This is a genomic window from Wolbachia endosymbiont of Cylisticus convexus, assembly GCF_003344345.1.
Genome location: NZ_QPIP01000008.1, coordinates 18334 through 34387, shown reverse-complemented (window position 1 = coordinate 34387; position 16054 = coordinate 18334). Strand labels below are relative to the sequence as shown.

Sequence of the window (16054 nt, the reverse complement as noted above, 5' to 3'; positions counted from 1 at the left end):
TGTTGAAAGTGTCATAAGAAGAAGATAAAAGAGCTATTATTAAAGAAAAATGGAGGCAATAATGGATCAAATAGAAAGAATACTAAACTTAACTAAAAGACGAGGATTTGGAAAGACTAGGAAAATCAACAGAGGTAGATAAATGTAATACTAAGTTAGTTGGTAAAATAATATTTAAAGGCTTAATGAAGCTAATATTAATGGGTCAGAAAACAAGCTTAAGAGCACTAGAAATGGTAATAAATAGGTGTGTGATAGATAAAAATGATGATAAAAGTACAGTTACATACAGTGGCTTATCGAAAAGGTTAAAAGTTCTGATTATTTTAAAGGTGTATATATCGATTTAATAAACAAAGTGGAAAAATTATTGCCCAGAAAAACGTCACATAACTTACATAGATTCGATTCAACAATTATAAATTTATCAGGGTACCTTATAAAAGATGGGTTAAAAATAGGTGGTAAAAGCAATGACAGTCAAGTCAAAGTAAGCGTTGGATTAAAAGGCCAATTACCGACGAGTATAAGATTTTGTCAAGGGCAAGAAGAAAGTAGCGAAGATATAGCGCTGGTTAGAGCAATTAATGAAGCTAAAGTTAAAAAAGAGGATATTTTATTGTTTGATAGAAGGATTGCAAAAGTTGCAACTTTCACTGAGTTTGACAAAAAGGAATACAAATTTATCACAAGAACATACTTAAAAAGAAGGTACTGCGTTATAAGAGAGAATGAAATTACGCAAAAACAACAACCAGATGGATCGGAAATTTTGGAAGATAATATAGTGAATCTTTACAGCGGAAGCAGAGCAATAGCAAGTACGACTAATAAAAATTAAAAATAGAACAGAAGATGAAATATGGTTTTTGACCAACTTATTTGAAATACCGGCTTATGAAGTAACACAAATATACAGACGCAGGTGGGATATAGAAGTATTTTTCAAATTTATCAAGCAAAACCTCGGATATAAGCATTTTTTAAGCCATGACATGAATGGAATGAAAGTGTATATTTATATGATTATTATTACAGCTTTATTATTTCTTGTTTATAAAATAAGAAATAACTTAGACGGATTTAAGATAGCACTATTACAGTTTACATTAGATCTTAATGACTCTTTTTTACGTTCAATTGTTTTACTATCAGGAGGTAACTTACATGCCGTTGATCACCTTATATCACGCCATTTTTGATACTTTCAACACTTATGGCTAGCAGTCTCATTTTTACCGGCAATTAGCAATAAAGCCAAGAAAAAGATTACTAGGACAATAAGGTCGTGGAAAATACACCGGATTGTATATACAACACTGGAGGAAATATCGAAGAAGATAGATCCAATAGTCAGAGGCTGGCTATGGCAGGTTTTATAAATCAGAGATGTATCCATCTCTCAGGAATATAGAGAGACACCTAATAAAATGGGCCAGGACAAAATATAAGAGACTTCGGAAACATGGAAGACTAGCAAGACAATTTCTAGGAAGAGTGAGAAAGAGGTCTCCAAATATTTTCTATCATTGAACACTAGGTTTAGGGTCAAAAAGGCTAAATAATGGAAGCTGTATAAACCGAGAGGTTTACGTACAGTTTTGCGAGAGACTGGTGGGGAAGTTCCGCCGGTCTACTCTCCCAAAGAAAAATAGCTCTTTTTCTGGATACTTGCTAATAGCTCCATTGAGATTTTTTTTGAATTCCTCTTGTTTGCTTTTATCTTGTCGATTATGAACTGGTCTTGGTGTAATATATGAAAATTTCATCTTTTGCATATGCTGTAGATTTGCTGATATTAATTTTCAATTCTTCTGTCAGTTAATTCTTGTCTGTTAGATTAAGTCTAAACTATTACACCTCTTATAACTTACCTTTAATCAGCCTAACCCATGCGTGCCAATCCCTCTCACCAAGATTGCTTTCGAAAGACAAAAGATCCTTTACAGCTTTTGAGCAAATTTCTTCACTTGGAATTGACAACTCCCTATTCATTGCTAGCGTCAAGCATTGAGTTTTGCAAGCTTGTTCTAAGTGATATGTGTAAAACATTGCTTCTTGTATAGTCCGACCACATGTTATAGATCCATGATTGCACATTAACATCACAAAATTTTCTTTAAAGTCAGCTATTAATCTCTTTCCTTCCGCATCATCAAGTGCAAGGGAATTATAATCATGGTAAGATACCTTATTATAAAAGTGTAGTGCCCACTGACTTGTTGGAAGTAGTCCATCCTTGAGAGAAGAAACTGCTACAATAGAAGGTGTATGCAGGTGAAAAACTGCTTGAATATCTTGCCTTGCTTGATAAATAAAGCCATGGATTACATAGCCAGTTTTATTATATTGATATTCTTTACCTTCGATTATATTTCCATCAAACGATACTTTCATTAGTGAACTTTCATCCACTTCGTCAAAACGTATACCAAACGGATAAACATAAAATGACTTTTTATCTTCAGAACGTACGGAGAGATGAGTATATGTATGATCATCTAGTTTAAGGTAAGACAAGATCTGATAGGCGTCGACTAGGCCTCTTTTCAACTCACTATTTGTTAACAACATAACCACTGACTAAGATTTTCTAAAGATTTATACATGAAAAAAAGTTTGTTATAAAATAAAAAGTAAGCCTACGTCTAAATACTAAGCACTCTTACACTATCACTTGTCTTAAGTGATTAGAGTTTATGTTTTTAGATTACATAATATTTTAACTACAAAAACGACTTTTTATGTAATATTTCATATGTTTTAAAGCTTTATTTTTATGTTATTATAAATGTAGGTTTTAACATTAAAAATAATATGGTAAATATTCACATAAAAAAACAGCTAATAAAGTTCTTCATATATATCACTGGTCTTTCAGGAAGTGGTAAACTTTCCACAGCAGTAACATTATCCAGTACGATAAATGCAGTAATTGTAAATAGTCACTTTTATAACAACACTCAAATTTACCCAATATACAATGACGCCTTTGAGCATAATCAAACTCCCAAAGAAGTTCAAGATAAAATATATAACACTGTACACGTTATGCTTCGGGCAATAGAAGCCTATCCAATTGACTCAAAAAATTATATATTTATTGATGAGTTAATGAAAAATAATGATTACAACGTAAAAATTTATAACTCAGTAGTAGAGCTTAGTAAAAAAATGGGCACAAAAATCCTTCCTATAGTACTTAGATGTAATCCATTGACATTACAAGAGCGTAATGCATTAAAAAAGCAAAGAAAAAATAGAAAGGTTATTGATATAAATAGTATTAAATTTAGGGTAGAAGATTTATTTGTACCACCGAATGCTATAGAGATAGAAAATTCAAATATGAGCATAAAAGAAGTAGCCGAAGAAGTAATAAGTCATATGTACAGACTTGGCCAAATTGACAGCGTTTACACAAAAGACGACAATTTCATATACTGAGGCTCATTTAAATATAGAGCTTCGACTCCATTTAATTTTTGTTTATTTTCTAGTCTATAACAGACTAATAGTCCTGCATGGCTAGCATCTAACTTCGGTAAACTGCAATCCATATATGTAATGCAGTCCGTTTCAGACTGGAGTTCACTTACTACAGCTGGATTTGATAGCGGTGACAAATTGAAATCAAATAACTGCGTATAAAACCTTTGATCATCTTCAATTATAGCTTTAATATTTTTTTTGCTATTTGCACAAAGCAACGATATTGCATATGCTTGAATCTCCAGCGCACTAACTCCGTATAATGGCTTATTTGTAGCAAGGTTTATACCTTGTGCTGCTGATATACCAACTCTAATTCCAGTGAAACTTCCTGGTCCAACTACTACCACTAAATGATCTATTTTATCATAATTATAATTGTGCTTATCAAACAAAGTATTCAGAATTTGAAAAAATGATTCTACATGATTGTTGCTGGCGGAATTGCGCTCTACAAAACAATTACCATCATAATCAACTATTGCTATTGAGCTACCAGTACCTACAGTGTCAATCGCTAGAATGGACATTACTTAAGTTTATCATAGAGTTTTGTAAACATCATAGTAAATGCACCATTACCCATAACATTTGCTGAAGTTATTATTGGATCAAACACTATATACAATGCTGTGATTAATGAAAGCATCTCCGGAGAGAATTTAAGATACTTCTCAAGAATAGGTAGCATTACCATAATCCCTCCCGCTGGAACTGCAACGATAGCAAATTTAAATAACAAAAAGTAGAAAAGGAAAGTTACATAGTCTGTTGTGCATAATGAATAACCGGAGGCAGTTATCATTGATAATATTATGATAAAAAAACAATCACCTACTAAATGAAAGCTAGCAGTTATTGGCACAACAGACGATGCTATGTCAGGTTGCTTTACATTTTTTTTGCTTCCTTCAAGAGTAAGCGGCATAGTTGCATTACTAGACATTGTGCTCATTGCAGTAATAAATGCCGGTATCATATTGCCCATGCTAGCTATCCAGCTTGTGATCTTGAATGAATTTGCTGCTCCATATAAGAGAAAAACATAAAGGTAGGTTACAGATGCTATAATAATGAAAATTATTGAGTAATCCTTAAATATTATAGATAAAACCTGATCATGTTGCATTTTTAAAGCAAGCCCAAGTACAAATATTGGAATAATCGGCGTCAAAAATGTCTTCAAAATGAAAAGAGTTAAGTCTGATATTTTGCTCGAGAGCTCTTTGCTTTTCTTGGGTAAAAGTGTGGACACTACTATGCTGGACATAAATCCACAAGCAAGGGCATAAAAATTAGAAAGCAATGCAGGCAGCCTAAACGACCATAAAGGAACAATTGTTTCTTCATACATTATATCTTGTATTGAATAAGTGTTTTGTATGATAAAATGCCCAACAGAATAAGCTATTAAACTTGAAGCCAGATTCGACAAGAAAATCGTTATAATAAGTAACAATATAAACTTTATAGCCGACTGCTTAAAATTGTTAACACTGCTAAAGATTAATGCAAAAACAATAAAAGGCATTATAAATAGCAAAACCTCTTTTATACTAAGGCTCATTGAATACAAGAAGGCTTTCACTTCCATGGGAACCAAATAACCAAAGAGTGCAACTGAAGTGATAACAGCAAGTAAGGTTAGTAGTTGTAACATATTCTAATATAGCGATATCCTATGGACATACATATGGTAAATTAGTTGCTAAGTAAAGTAAAACTGCCTAAAATATTTGCATTACTTTCTTCCATCCTTAGTGCTTGAATGAAATCAAAATTATTTTAAATTATAACGTTTCCACAAAGTATATAATTGACATCCACACCTTTGGTTAAGTTCCATTCACGCTTTATTGCGTCATACTCCATACCAGCCATGTTTTGCAGCGTAACATTGTTTTCTCTTAGGTAATTTGCAATTTCTGACGGCTTGAGAAATTTGTTCCAGTTATGAGTACCCTTAGGCAGCCAGTTTAATATGTACTCTGCACCAATTATCGCAAGACAGAAGGATTTAATAGTTCTATTTATCGTCGATATAAAAATTAGCCCTTCTGGTTTCAACAGTGCTATTGCTTTTTTCATGAAAAACTCTAAATTATCCACATGTTCAACTACTTCCATCAACAAAACCACATCGTACTTTTTGTCATTGCTTAGCTCTTCAATGCTAGTGTGTGTATATTCTATATTTAACCCTACTTTCTTCGCGTGTGACTGTGCAATTTTTATATTTTCCTCACATACATCTATTCCCTCAACGTCAATGCCAATACGCGCCATTGACTCTGACAAAATGCCTCCACCACAGCCGACATCAAGTAATGATAGTTCTTTTAAATCGCATTTTTTTAACTCTTTTATTTTCTCAATAATGTATGATACTCTCACAGGATTCATCATGTGCAAAGGCCTGAATTTGCCATTTTCATTCCACCATTCACCTGCTATTTTAGCGAATTTTGATATTTCATCTCCGTTATAAGTTTGTGTGGTTTTTTTTTGCTGATATTGCAGAGCTTATCAAGGCGTTCTTTATGTCTACTTTCTTTTGAAAATTCTGTTTCGAGGAATTTTTTTACTATATCTTTTGCTAATTCACTTGCAGTAAATCCTGCACCGAGACACAGTATATTTGCGTTACCATGCTCGCGAGCTAATTTTGCGATCTCAACACTACTACATAAAGCGGCGTAGATTCCTTCAAAACGATTTGCTACGGTACTCATACCAAGGCCCGTACCGCAAATTAATATCCCGTAATTTGCTTTTTTATTTGTTATATCTTCTACAATTTTGACAGCATAGTCTGGATAATCTACACTCTTTTGCTCAGCAGTGCAGCCACAATCTACCACTGCATAACCCAGGGTTTCTAGGTAAGACTTTATCTCTGATTTTAATTCATAACCGGCATGGTCCGAGGCAATCGATATTACATCTGACATATAAGAAACTATGACTTCAAGGCATCTAACATGGATAATTTATTTTGGGTTTTTTGTCAAGCAGTCTAGTACTTCTGACCTTTTTAAAGCTTCGAAGCTTGAAATAAATTTCGAGTCAGGACAGCATAAATTCTATATAATTTTTATCCTACCACTACTAATTCGGTAAAATGGATCATATAGATATTATAAAGTCAAAATTATTGTTGTCCGACATAGTAGGCAAAAAAGTCAGGCTAATAAAAAGAGGAGATAGTTTTGTTGGACTCTGCCCATTTCATAACGAAAAAACTCCATCTTTTTCGGTCAGCAATATTAAGGGCTTATATTACTGTTTCGGTTGCTCAGCTCATGGTGATGCGTTTGAATTTATTTCACAAACTGAGGGCTTAAGTTTTAAGGAAGCGTTGGAAAAGTTGGCGTCTGTTGCAGGTGTTGAGTTACCCCAAAACCTCAGCGTTGCTAAAGAAAACGACAAACTGTCTTCAGCACTGGATTTAGCTGCAAATTGGTTTGTACAGCAAAATCAGGGAGTGGTCGATTATCTTAAGCAGCGTAAGATATCACCTAAAATCATAGATAAATTTAGAATAGGTTATGCACCAAGCTCTGGTTTAAGAGAATATTTGAACTCTTCCGGTATTGAAGACAAAATTTTGGCTAATGTTGGGTTGATAAATAGAAATTTTCGCGATTATTTCTATGATCGACTCATGTTTCCTATACAGAGCATTCCAGGAAAAGTTATTGGTTTTGGTGGACGTGCGCTGAGTCCTGAGCAACAGCCGAAATATTTAAACAGCCCAGAGAGCCAATTATTTAAGAAGAGAGAGAATTTATACGGGTTAAACTTTGCCCTGAGTGAAATACGCAAAAAACAACATGCATTTGTTGTTGAAGGGTATATGGACGTGATAGCACTGCATCAAGCTGGAATTAGCAATACAGTTGCTCCGCTTGGCACTGCGATTTCTGCAGAACAGATAAAAAACCTGTGGAGATTTGCTAAAGAAATCCCCATCTGTATGGATGGCGATAGTGCCGGACGTCATGCTGCTATTCGAATTGCAGAGCTTGTTCTGCCGATACTGGAGCCTGGATACACATTAAAGTTCGTGACTTTGCCAAGCAATAAGGACCCATACGATATATGCAATGAGCTAGAATATAAGACAGAAGACGTACTCTCTGCTTTTAACCACTCAACGAAACTTCATTCTGAGTATTTATGGCATCACATAATCGATAGCAATTTGCAAAATTATGACAAATTTGTTCCGGAAAAATATTCAATTCTTGAGCACAAGTTCATGGAATATGTAAATGCTATCAGTAACAGTAGTATTAGAAGGTATTATAGAGATTATTTTTACAATAAAGCTAACGAACTGAGAAGTAGCTTCAAAAAGCAAATTTTTAAAAGTAGACTGAGAGAAGCAAAGGAGGAGTATCTCTACAACAAATCTCCAGAGTTGATTGAAGCAGAGCAAAATCAGGCTATAATCCTGCGTATAGTAATAGACTTCCCTGAACTTTTAAATCGTCCTATACTTTTCGAGCAATTCTCCCATTTTGAATTTACTAATATAGAAATGAAAAGATTACAACAGCGTATAATTGATGTAACAAATAACGAAAGCGAACTCAGTAAAAAAGTTTTATCACAAGAATTAGAACAACTTAACGTCATAAAGTTTATACTTGAAAAAACTAATGTACTGAGCAGCCAATTAAACGAGAGAAAATCTGCAGAAATTGTATGGAATAACATAGTATTACTCAAAGAATTAAATGTATTACAAAAGGAAAAAATCAAAGCAAGGTTGAGCGGTAATTTAGATTTAGAGGAAAAATTGATAGAGCAAATAAAACAAATAGAAAGTAGTATACAAGAAATGCAAATGGAGTTTATTCACAAGTAAATTGCTATAGCTAATTATACGATATGTTCCCCTCTTGTCATTCCAATCTCCTATGATTATTGTCAATAAGAAATTTCATGTTTTGTAAAATTAAAGGGAATGTTCAAAAAAGCATATGCGTCAAGTTAAGAGAATACGCCCAATATAGCAACCATTTAAGGTGTATCTGTTCAGCAGAGTGGCAAAATAAGGTAGACGAAAACATAGGAACAAATGGGTGTCATGAAAGTAGCTGACACTGGCATCCAGTCCTTTTGCACAAAAAACGTTGTAAAGTGTTTACCAACTTAGTTGGATCCCAGTGTCAGCTACTTGGATGACAAGAAAGTAAGCACTGGTTTCACATGTATCTGAACAGATACTTTAAGGTAGATATCTTATTTGTTACATTTATTTTTTAAGAAATCTTGATCTAAAATAAGATAATTTTTTTACATCGCCAACCATCTCAATACATTAATGCTCACACTATAATAAAACCTTAGTAAAAAGATTCAACCAAGATCTTTTCGCTTCTGTATTACCTAAAAGAAGATGATTTTACTGTGCTTTGGGCTTTAATCCATTAACGACATATACATCTGGCTCATCTATCGCCTTCAGTGGCTTGCCAAGATTGTGCTCTATCTTTATATTACACTCAGAATTATACTCTACTTTTGTATCAAACTTAAAGCCCAATTTCTCGCAGAGCTTTTTAAAGTATTCAACAAGCTTGTTAATAATATCAGTAAGCTTATCGAGCAGACTGTCATCACCAGCTTTGTAATCTTCTAACTCTTTAGGGATTGTAAGCAGCACTTTACCATCTTCATATGTCACATTTCCATCCTTAAATTGCAGTTGAAACTCTGCTGAACAGGATAAATTGCATTTTATAATCAGATGATCATCATAGACATATTTAGTTCTGTAACTAAAACTGCACTCTAAACAATCAGGTTTATTACAATCCACAACAATTCTTCGTTCATTTTCATTGTCTAGTATCAACAAACCAAACGGGTTAAGAGCACTCTGCCGCTGATAAGACAAATAACTAGAATATCCTGCCTGATTATAATTAGTTATCAACTCTTCAATAATAGAGTTATTGGGAATTGATGCACCAACATGTTCGAACATTTCTACGAAAATTTGCTTGAGAAATGGACGATAGTTGTGCTGCCCATTTTCACCTTCTAGAATCATATTCTCATGTTTTGAACATAGTTCGTTGATAAACTTATTAGTTATTACTTGCCCATTAATAGTAAGGTCTTGTTCTCTTTCAAGATCAACATATGTTGAATGACCAGAACTAATGCTATCCTTGTTTCTTGTTTTTTTTGTTGCAGCTTTTAAATCAGTATACTTAAGCTTCTTCGTTTGAGTCTTTAGTGCATTAACCATTCCTTTTGACATATTATACCATCTATTATTTATATTAATGTTAGCAAATATTGTGTTAATTGTCAATTTTTAGAACTTTTGCCTCCGTCATAAGTTAAAGTTTTCAGTCTCTGCTTTAAAGAACTTTCTATTTTTAATATAGAAAGTTCTTAATAACTGTTATGCAAGGGATAGCTTTTCCATTGCTGCCTGGTCTACTTCTGTTTCTTCCAAATTGCTTTCTGCATAGTATAAATCATTCCCTCTTGTCCAAGATAAATTGCCCATCTGTAAGGGAACATAATTACCATGATTATGGCCAAAAGAGAATAATCGGCACTTGCTTACTTCCTCGCCAATTAACTGTTCACTAATAGTCATTACTACGCTCTTTTGAGCTAAATTAAATTTACCAACAATGCAGCCAAAATTTTTCATATTATATAGCGCTTGTATTCCATTATTTTTAAAGCTTGTAATACAACTTTTTAAATTTTCCTTTTTCCTTTCTACTAGAGCATTTCTATGTTCTTCATTACTCAGGAATACAGAAACCTCTTCATCAAGCTTCGCTTCTGTTACTAAAGATAAGGCTTCTTCAATCTTTTGACACATCACTTTTTGAGTTAATATTTTACCTTTATATAAAGATAAAATATTAATTACTATATCTGGACTATCTATTGCAATACAATCATTATTTGCACATAACTTTGTAACTTTATATTCATCGTCACTACTGAAATCTTCTATGTCCATCATATCATTATACATTAATTCGTTCCCCTTTTTATCACGAACGAAAATTTGCCGAATATCTCCTAACAAAATTCCCATAGGGATTTCTATCTCTCTCCCTATACTAACAGGTCGAATACAACCAAATCTTCTTATACTAAAACTATTAATAGCTTCTAAAGAATCAAAGTCTATATATATTCCACCCTCATGTTCCGTAAACTGCTTCAGTAGCGCTAGAGCAATTAATCTAAAAGTATCTATTTCAATGGCAAAATACATTCTTTGCTCTTCTTGCATATTGTACATATCTCTAAAGAAGTCTTTTATACTAATATCTTTGCCATCTATTTTCCAATCTTGATCTATTTCACTCCAGTCATATTGGTGTAAATCTACAACGTGTACTCCTTTAATTCCTTTCAGTTCACGCTTTAAATCATCTATTTGATTTTCTTCGAACCCAGGACCGTTGATAACCAAATATATGTCCCGCTCCTCTTTATTTATTAATTTATGATTTTTAATTATTTCTAAATAATTAAGGGTACTATTTTTACCATCTGGTAAAGATGCACCACGTACTCTTGGCACCCATGTTAGTATTATTGGTGCTTCATTTGATAATTCTTTTATATTATTAGCCATAATTTTACCTTACTATATTAATAATATAGTAGATTTTTAAAAAAAATGCAAATCAATATACCTGTTAGTTAGCTAATTGAACGAAGTTCTTGATCAATAGTTTCGCTTCCGTATTATCCAATGAATCGCCATAAGTAACTGCTTTAAGGTAAAATTTTCTCCCTGATTGCACTTCAAAAGAAATTATTGAATCATCAAGTAGAATGAATTTTTCACCTGCAGTGTGTTCATATTTCTTAGTGCCTTCTTGCCCTCTAATAAGGCTACTAAGCTGATATTTATTCTTATCTATAAGCTTGGCACTTTCGAACTTTATTACCTCTTTGCCAACCAGTGCTAACACAGTTGGACTAATGACATCCAGCTCACCAAAGCGTAATACCACTACAATTTCGTCACCGGTAGATTCCATTACATATCCGTAAGTAGATTGTTTGTTTGCGCTTGCGATAGGCTTATAATCTTTATCATTGTACGAAATAAAGAGCGTTGCTCCTTTCCAATTCTCTTCTTCGCCAATTAAAGTAAAATTTGCGATATTGTCTTTAACATACGGTAAATCTATTATTTCTATAATGGTTTTACTGATATGAGAAGGAGGATATTCTTTGAGCATAAGTGATCTTGTTGAAGGAAAAGAGAGCTTGTATATAGAGCTGTCGTAACCAACAGCAATGATTTGAGTAGCCATGCTTTCAAATTTCGTCTTTACAATTCTTACTGTATGCTTTTTCTCACCATCTGAAATTGTTATGATATCACTTGGCAAAAGCCACGCATATTTTATCGGCAGCTTAAAATTGTATATATTTCTCTCTTGCCATGAAGAATAAAGTAAAACTTCAGCTATATTTTGCGCCTCCCCCTCCTCCATAATTAGCGGTATTTCAACCGTTGCAGCATTGCCCTGCTTTGGCAGCTCAGAATATTTAACATCAATTGGATAACCGAAGTTGCGGTTAAAATAAACGATGTTAATCCTATTGTTTAAATCTAATTGACTAAGCTGTATCAGCCTGGGATTGTGATTGAAAACAGTTTCTTCAACTGATATCTCAGTTGTAACTCCCCTGCCCTTTTGAATAAATTTCAGTTTAGAATTCTGTTCAACAACATCAAAAAAATAGCAACTTTGTAGCATTTTAATAATTGAACGTACAGGTTGTTGATCGTTTATTACATACCCAGACAACAATCCTTTGACATCACTTGTATCAAACTGATCGCTTTTTAAGCCTGCCTTTTGCAATAGATTAGACAAAATATCGGAAATATTAAGCTGTGAAATTTTTCCCTCAGTCCAATGCCCGGTCTGCCAGTTATGGCAGTCAGCCCACACATCACACAAGTTGGGAAAATATGGAAATGGCCTTGCATCCCATGCCCAGAGAAACATTTTTTCCACCATTTCTGAATTTCGCCACTTTTTTAGTGTGCCTTCAATTGCAATTTTTTGTGAAAGAAAGCTCACCTCTCCGTTTGAATATCGTGGATATTTGCTCTCTATGCTGCCTTTATCAACAAATACGTTTGGCTCATTAGTGCAACCATTCATACTGGGGAATCCATACTCAGTAAACCATATTTTTTTCATCTTTGGTTGCCATTTTGTTTTACTGCCATCTGGGTTTACATGAGCTTCATTCCACCATTTTTCTATGTTTTTCCATGCGTATCTGCTGTCATTATACTTTATTTTCTCAGGTTCATTCTTTGAGTAATCATAGAAATAGTCATACCCCACTCCACTGCTCCAACCATCGATTACATCTTCCGCAGAATAGCTAAAAGGAGGCTCTTCGCCATCGGTAAGTGGAAAATAAGCATCGATGCCAACAACGTCGATGAATTCCGAAGACCAAAGTTCATCCATATTATACCAACCATCATATGAATGATACTCGCTCCAATCGGCAGCGTAAGTTACAGTTACTTCTTTCCCAAGCTGAAGTTTTATTCGCTTTGCAAGTTTAACTAGCTCTGCCACTGCGGAATAATTACCTTGAGCATCTTTTACTTTTGTAAGCTGAGCAAACTCAGAACCAATGATAAACCCTTCTACTTTAGTCCTTTTGGCAATGATCGCATAATGTTCTATGAATTTATTGTACTGATTCTCAAAAAAATCACTTATATCTTCAGGGGGCCCGCTCAATTTTCCTCGCCACTCTTTGTTTTCTGTGTCAAGCAAGAACATTGGGTAGAGCATTACCTTATAACCTCTGCTATGCAGCTCTTCTATATATCTTATTAGCGCTGCATCACTAACTGTGCCGCCATATCTTGGATTGCCATTATCATCCCTTGAAATAAGCTGCGCATTACCTCTGGTAATATTTCCCACTTGCCAATCATCAGGCACTATCGCAGAATCGTCTTGAAATTCAACTGCAGGATATATTTTACAATCTTTGATATTTAAACTACTTGCAAACCAATTAACCACTACCGATGCCCACTCAACATTTGGCAAACCTTCTTTCAATTGATCCAAAGAAAGCATTGCATCGCTCTTTTTTGTGTGATTATTGTGATTTACTCTTTGTGCAAGTCCGTATGGAATATATTGGCTACTGCTTATTTTTTCTCGCGCAATTTTCTTCTGTATTTTCGTATCATACACAAATTCACCTGAACCTGGTATGATATTGATATTCGCAATATTTTCCGCTATTGAAAACCCACTGGGCTTCAGTGCAGTTTGCACTTCAAATGTAAAAACTGGAACACGATTGTTATAGTCTAGCAAAGGAAAATTTTTGATTACTATATAAGATATTCCTCTATAAGCCGGCACGTTTTTTTCTCCCTCAATAGAAGATATGAATGGATCAGGATTTTGGTCTTCTCTGCCGTGGTAAAAAGTATAATCTATTTCATCAAAACTAAGTGATTTTGTATCTGCCCAGATTCGATTTAATTTTTCTACTTCCCCTTTGCAGATTGCAATTGCAAGCGTTGCATAGTAGTTGTACGCAACATTTATACCCCTTCCAACTTTGGTGGTTATTGATTCTTCTTTGATTGGCTGTGCCCAAATAATGTTTCCTGCAACGCGAGCAGTGCCATAGATAATTGGGATCGTTCTGCCGTAGGTTGAGGTTTGAACTTGCAGATTTTTTAGTCTCGCCCCATGTGTCACCTTTTGTTCGGCATCAAGATCAAATATTGCATTACCCAGCTGCGCACCAAGAAGAGCACCAAGTTCCGAACCGATAATTTGGCCAATTGGACCAAAAACACTACCGGCTTGACTAAAAATCGATGATAAAACTATTGTGGACATAATATTCTCCTTTTTGATAGATTTTTTGAAATTGCTGAGCTGTAAGATCAGCGAATGGCATCCTTCCCTGTCATCCCAGTAGCAGATACTAGTTCCTTTATGACGGTGTCATAGCAGTGGTTGGTGAGGTTTGGGTTAGCGTGTATGAGTTTTGCGTTTTATCAAGCTATTTTGATAAAACACTTAAAATTTTACCCTGAACAATTTTGAGTTCATGCTCCTTGTGAGTGGATTTGCTGCATACTTTCTTGAGAAAAAACATCACTCAATAAAGAGCTCACTGATGAGCTTTCAGACAAAAACTTTCGTGTATTATTGTTTTCATCTTTAGTTTTACTGTTACTATGTTTCTTATTCTGCCTATCTTCAATATTATGTTCACTCTTAAATTTTTTACATAAAGTAGAAAAAGGAATCCTTCTTTGCCCGTTTTCTTTTACTTTTCGCTCATTCTCATTTATATGATCGATTAAAGCAATCAGATTTGCTGCTGAAAAACCATTAGTATTAGTTACAATGGTTTCAATGTCTTGAGATTTTAATTTCAGGTATTCCCTTAGTATTTTTCTACGTGTATCGTTGTTTAGTGCAGAAATTTCAATATGGATATCCAAGCGACCACCCCTAATAAGCGCAGGATCTAAATGATCCTTATGATTAGTTGCAGCAACTACCGTTATATTTTTTGAGGATAAAGACTCTTTATCCAATTTAGTGAGTAAATGAGTTAAAGGTCCTGCATTCTCACTGGAAGTGCGCTTTTTACCAATTCCGTCAATCTCATCTATAAAAATTAGACAAGGACTGTTTGTCTCTGCTTTCTCAAAAACTTGATCTATATTCGATTTATTAGACAAACAAGATGCAGAAATAGATATAAACGCAGATAGAGATTTAGTTTGATTTGCAATTGCCTTACTAATACTAGTCTTACCAGTCCCTGGTGGACCATACAAGAGATATCCTCTGCTTTGTGAATTGCTTTGCGGCTTACAAATCTCTTCCAATTTTTCTTTTGTATCATTTGGTAATATAATATCACCAAATGTTGTATTCCACCCTCTTTCTTCACCTTTTGCATAAAATTCCATCTTCAGCTTTACTTCTACTTCATCTTTTGTTGCAGCACTATTAATTAACTGTGTAGAAAGGTCACTAACCTCTTTTTTTAACCCCTCCACTTCATCTTTTGTTGCAAAATTCTCTGAAATTCTATAGACTTTTTTTTCTAGATCACTAAACTCCTCTTTATTTTCTTTAGCCTTTTCATCCTCTGATACTTCTCTGATTGGAGCTAGCGTATTTTCTTCTTTCCTTGACTCTTTATTTAGCTCTTCGACTTCAGCTTTCGAGTTTTCTTGAGATTTTTTATTTTGTTTAATCATTTTATATGAAAATGCAATTACTACTGCAGAAAGCGCGAATAAAATAAAAATAACGGGGAGAGCTACATTTAAAGCTGCAATTGAAGATAAAAATGCGACATAAGGAGCTACAGCAAAAACTCCAGATGTAAGTAATGTAAGAGAAGCAATAGCACCAGCTATAAGAAAAGGTATATTAGTTCTACTAAACATATTCTAGCTTATAATTTATAAACAATAGATTTAAAGAGTACAAGTTTTTTATAGTAAAGCAAGACTAAC

At 34.1% G+C, this 16054-nt stretch carries 12 protein-coding genes and 2 pseudogenes; 5 read left to right on the top strand and 9 right to left on the bottom strand.

Features of this window, described 5'->3' with window-relative positions:
- Nucleotides 1-107: 107 nt before the first annotated feature.
- Genes Wcon_RS01830 through Wcon_RS01820 form a run of 3 tightly spaced genes read left to right on the top strand, consistent with a single transcriptional unit; the run spans nucleotide 108 to nucleotide 1202 of the window.
- Nucleotides 108-350 (top strand): hypothetical protein, encoded by a 243-nt coding sequence (locus Wcon_RS01830; protein ID WP_114516947.1) that lies wholly within the window; start codon nucleotides 108-110, stop codon nucleotides 348-350.
- Between the two features lie 8 nt (nucleotides 351-358).
- The gene (locus tag Wcon_RS01825) at nucleotides 359-841 is read left to right on the top strand and encodes a hypothetical protein (protein ID WP_114516948.1); all 483 of its coding nucleotides are present in this window, start codon (nucleotides 359-361) and stop codon (nucleotides 839-841) included.
- 28 nt (nucleotides 842-869) lie between these two features.
- Complete coding sequence (locus tag Wcon_RS01820; RefSeq protein ID WP_179947459.1) at nucleotides 870-1202, top strand: transposase; 333 nt, start codon at nucleotides 870-872, stop codon at nucleotides 1200-1202.
- A gap of 444 nt (nucleotides 1203-1646) precedes the next feature.
- On the opposite strand, the pseudogene Wcon_RS01810 reads toward Wcon_RS01820, so the two are convergent.
- A pseudogene (locus tag Wcon_RS01810) lies at nucleotides 1647-1821 on the bottom strand (winged helix-turn-helix domain-containing protein); the annotation flags it as partial.
- A gap of 42 nt (nucleotides 1822-1863) precedes the next feature.
- The gene (locus tag Wcon_RS01805) at nucleotides 1864-2574 is read right to left on the bottom strand and encodes a class II aldolase/adducin family protein (RefSeq protein ID WP_114517006.1); all 711 of its coding nucleotides are present in this window, start codon (nucleotides 2572-2574) and stop codon (nucleotides 1864-1866) included.
- Nucleotides 2575-2817: 243 nt separating this feature from the next.
- Between Wcon_RS01805 and Wcon_RS01800 the strand changes: the two genes are divergently transcribed.
- On the top strand, nucleotides 2818-3447 hold the full coding sequence (locus Wcon_RS01800) for a P-loop NTPase family protein (protein ID WP_114517005.1): 630 nt from the start codon (nucleotides 2818-2820) through the stop codon (nucleotides 3445-3447).
- Here the strand turns inward: Wcon_RS01800 and tsaB are convergent.
- The 3 genes and pseudogenes from tsaB to ubiG all read right to left on the bottom strand — a co-directional run bounded on the left by tsaB (nucleotide 3417) and on the right by ubiG (nucleotide 6443).
- A complete protein-coding gene (gene tsaB, locus Wcon_RS01795) occupies nucleotides 3417-4022 on the bottom strand; it encodes a tRNA (adenosine(37)-N6)-threonylcarbamoyltransferase complex dimerization subunit type 1 TsaB (RefSeq protein WP_114517004.1) in 606 nt (201 codons plus the stop codon). The two genes, Wcon_RS01800 and tsaB, sit on opposite strands and share 31 nt — an antisense overlap.
- Nucleotides 4022-5152 carry a cation:dicarboxylate symporter family transporter gene (locus tag Wcon_RS01790; protein WP_114517003.1) on the bottom strand — a complete coding sequence of 377 codons (1131 nt, stop codon included), beginning with the start codon at nucleotides 5150-5152 and terminating at the stop codon, nucleotides 4022-4024. Before Wcon_RS01790 ends, tsaB begins: the two co-directional genes overlap by 1 nt.
- Nucleotides 5153-5277: 125 nt before the next feature.
- Nucleotides 5278-6443, bottom strand: a pseudogene (gene ubiG, locus Wcon_RS12745) (bifunctional 2-polyprenyl-6-hydroxyphenol methylase/3-demethylubiquinol 3-O-methyltransferase UbiG).
- 170 nt (nucleotides 6444-6613) lie between these two features.
- Here ubiG and dnaG point away from each other — a divergent pair.
- Complete coding sequence (gene dnaG, locus Wcon_RS01780) at nucleotides 6614-8365, top strand: DNA primase (protein WP_114517002.1); 1752 nt, start codon at nucleotides 6614-6616, stop codon at nucleotides 8363-8365.
- Between the two features lie 540 nt (nucleotides 8366-8905).
- Here the strand turns inward: dnaG and Wcon_RS01770 are convergent.
- The 4 genes from Wcon_RS01770 to Wcon_RS01755 all read right to left on the bottom strand — a co-directional run bounded on the left by Wcon_RS01770 (nucleotide 8906) and on the right by Wcon_RS01755 (nucleotide 15985).
- The gene (locus Wcon_RS01770; protein WP_114517001.1) at nucleotides 8906-9769 is read right to left on the bottom strand and encodes a hypothetical protein; all 864 of its coding nucleotides are present in this window, start codon (nucleotides 9767-9769) and stop codon (nucleotides 8906-8908) included.
- A gap of 147 nt (nucleotides 9770-9916) precedes the next feature.
- The gene (locus Wcon_RS01765) at nucleotides 9917-11122 is read right to left on the bottom strand and encodes a hypothetical protein (protein WP_114517000.1); all 1206 of its coding nucleotides are present in this window, start codon (nucleotides 11120-11122) and stop codon (nucleotides 9917-9919) included.
- Between the two features lie 64 nt (nucleotides 11123-11186).
- The gene (locus tag Wcon_RS01760; protein ID WP_114516999.1) at nucleotides 11187-14408 is read right to left on the bottom strand and encodes a glycoside hydrolase/phage tail family protein; all 3222 of its coding nucleotides are present in this window, start codon (nucleotides 14406-14408) and stop codon (nucleotides 11187-11189) included.
- 212 nt (nucleotides 14409-14620) lie between these two features.
- Entirely contained in the window at nucleotides 14621-15985 is a 1365-nt protein-coding gene (locus tag Wcon_RS01755) for an AAA family ATPase (protein ID WP_114516998.1), read from the bottom strand.
- Nucleotides 15986-16054: the final 69 nt, after the last annotated feature.

Excerpts from the sequence above, each read along its gene's own strand:
- Wcon_RS01805 (WP_114517006.1), bottom strand. The coding sequence starts at position 2,574 with ATGTTGTTAACAAATAGTGAGTTGAAAAGAGGCCTAGTCGACGCCTAT.
- Wcon_RS01800 (WP_114517005.1), top strand. The coding sequence starts at position 2,818 with ATGGTAAATATTCACATAAAAAAACAGCTAATAAAGTTCTTCATATAT.
- tsaB (WP_114517004.1), bottom strand. The coding sequence starts at position 4,022 with ATGTCCATTCTAGCGATTGACACTGTAGGTACTGGTAGCTCAATAGCA.
- Wcon_RS01790 (WP_114517003.1), bottom strand. The coding sequence starts at position 5,152 with ATGTTACAACTACTAACCTTACTTGCTGTTATCACTTCAGTTGCACTC.
- dnaG (WP_114517002.1), top strand. The coding sequence starts at position 6,614 with ATGGATCATATAGATATTATAAAGTCAAAATTATTGTTGTCCGACATA.
- Wcon_RS01770 (WP_114517001.1), bottom strand. The coding sequence starts at position 9,769 with ATGTCAAAAGGAATGGTTAATGCACTAAAGACTCAAACGAAGAAGCTT.
- Wcon_RS01765 (WP_114517000.1), bottom strand. The coding sequence starts at position 11,122 with ATGGCTAATAATATAAAAGAATTATCAAATGAAGCACCAATAATACTA.
- Wcon_RS01760 (WP_114516999.1), bottom strand. The coding sequence starts at position 14,408 with ATGTCCACAATAGTTTTATCATCGATTTTTAGTCAAGCCGGTAGTGTT.
- Wcon_RS01755 (WP_114516998.1), bottom strand. The coding sequence starts at position 15,985 with ATGTTTAGTAGAACTAATATACCTTTTCTTATAGCTGGTGCTATTGCT.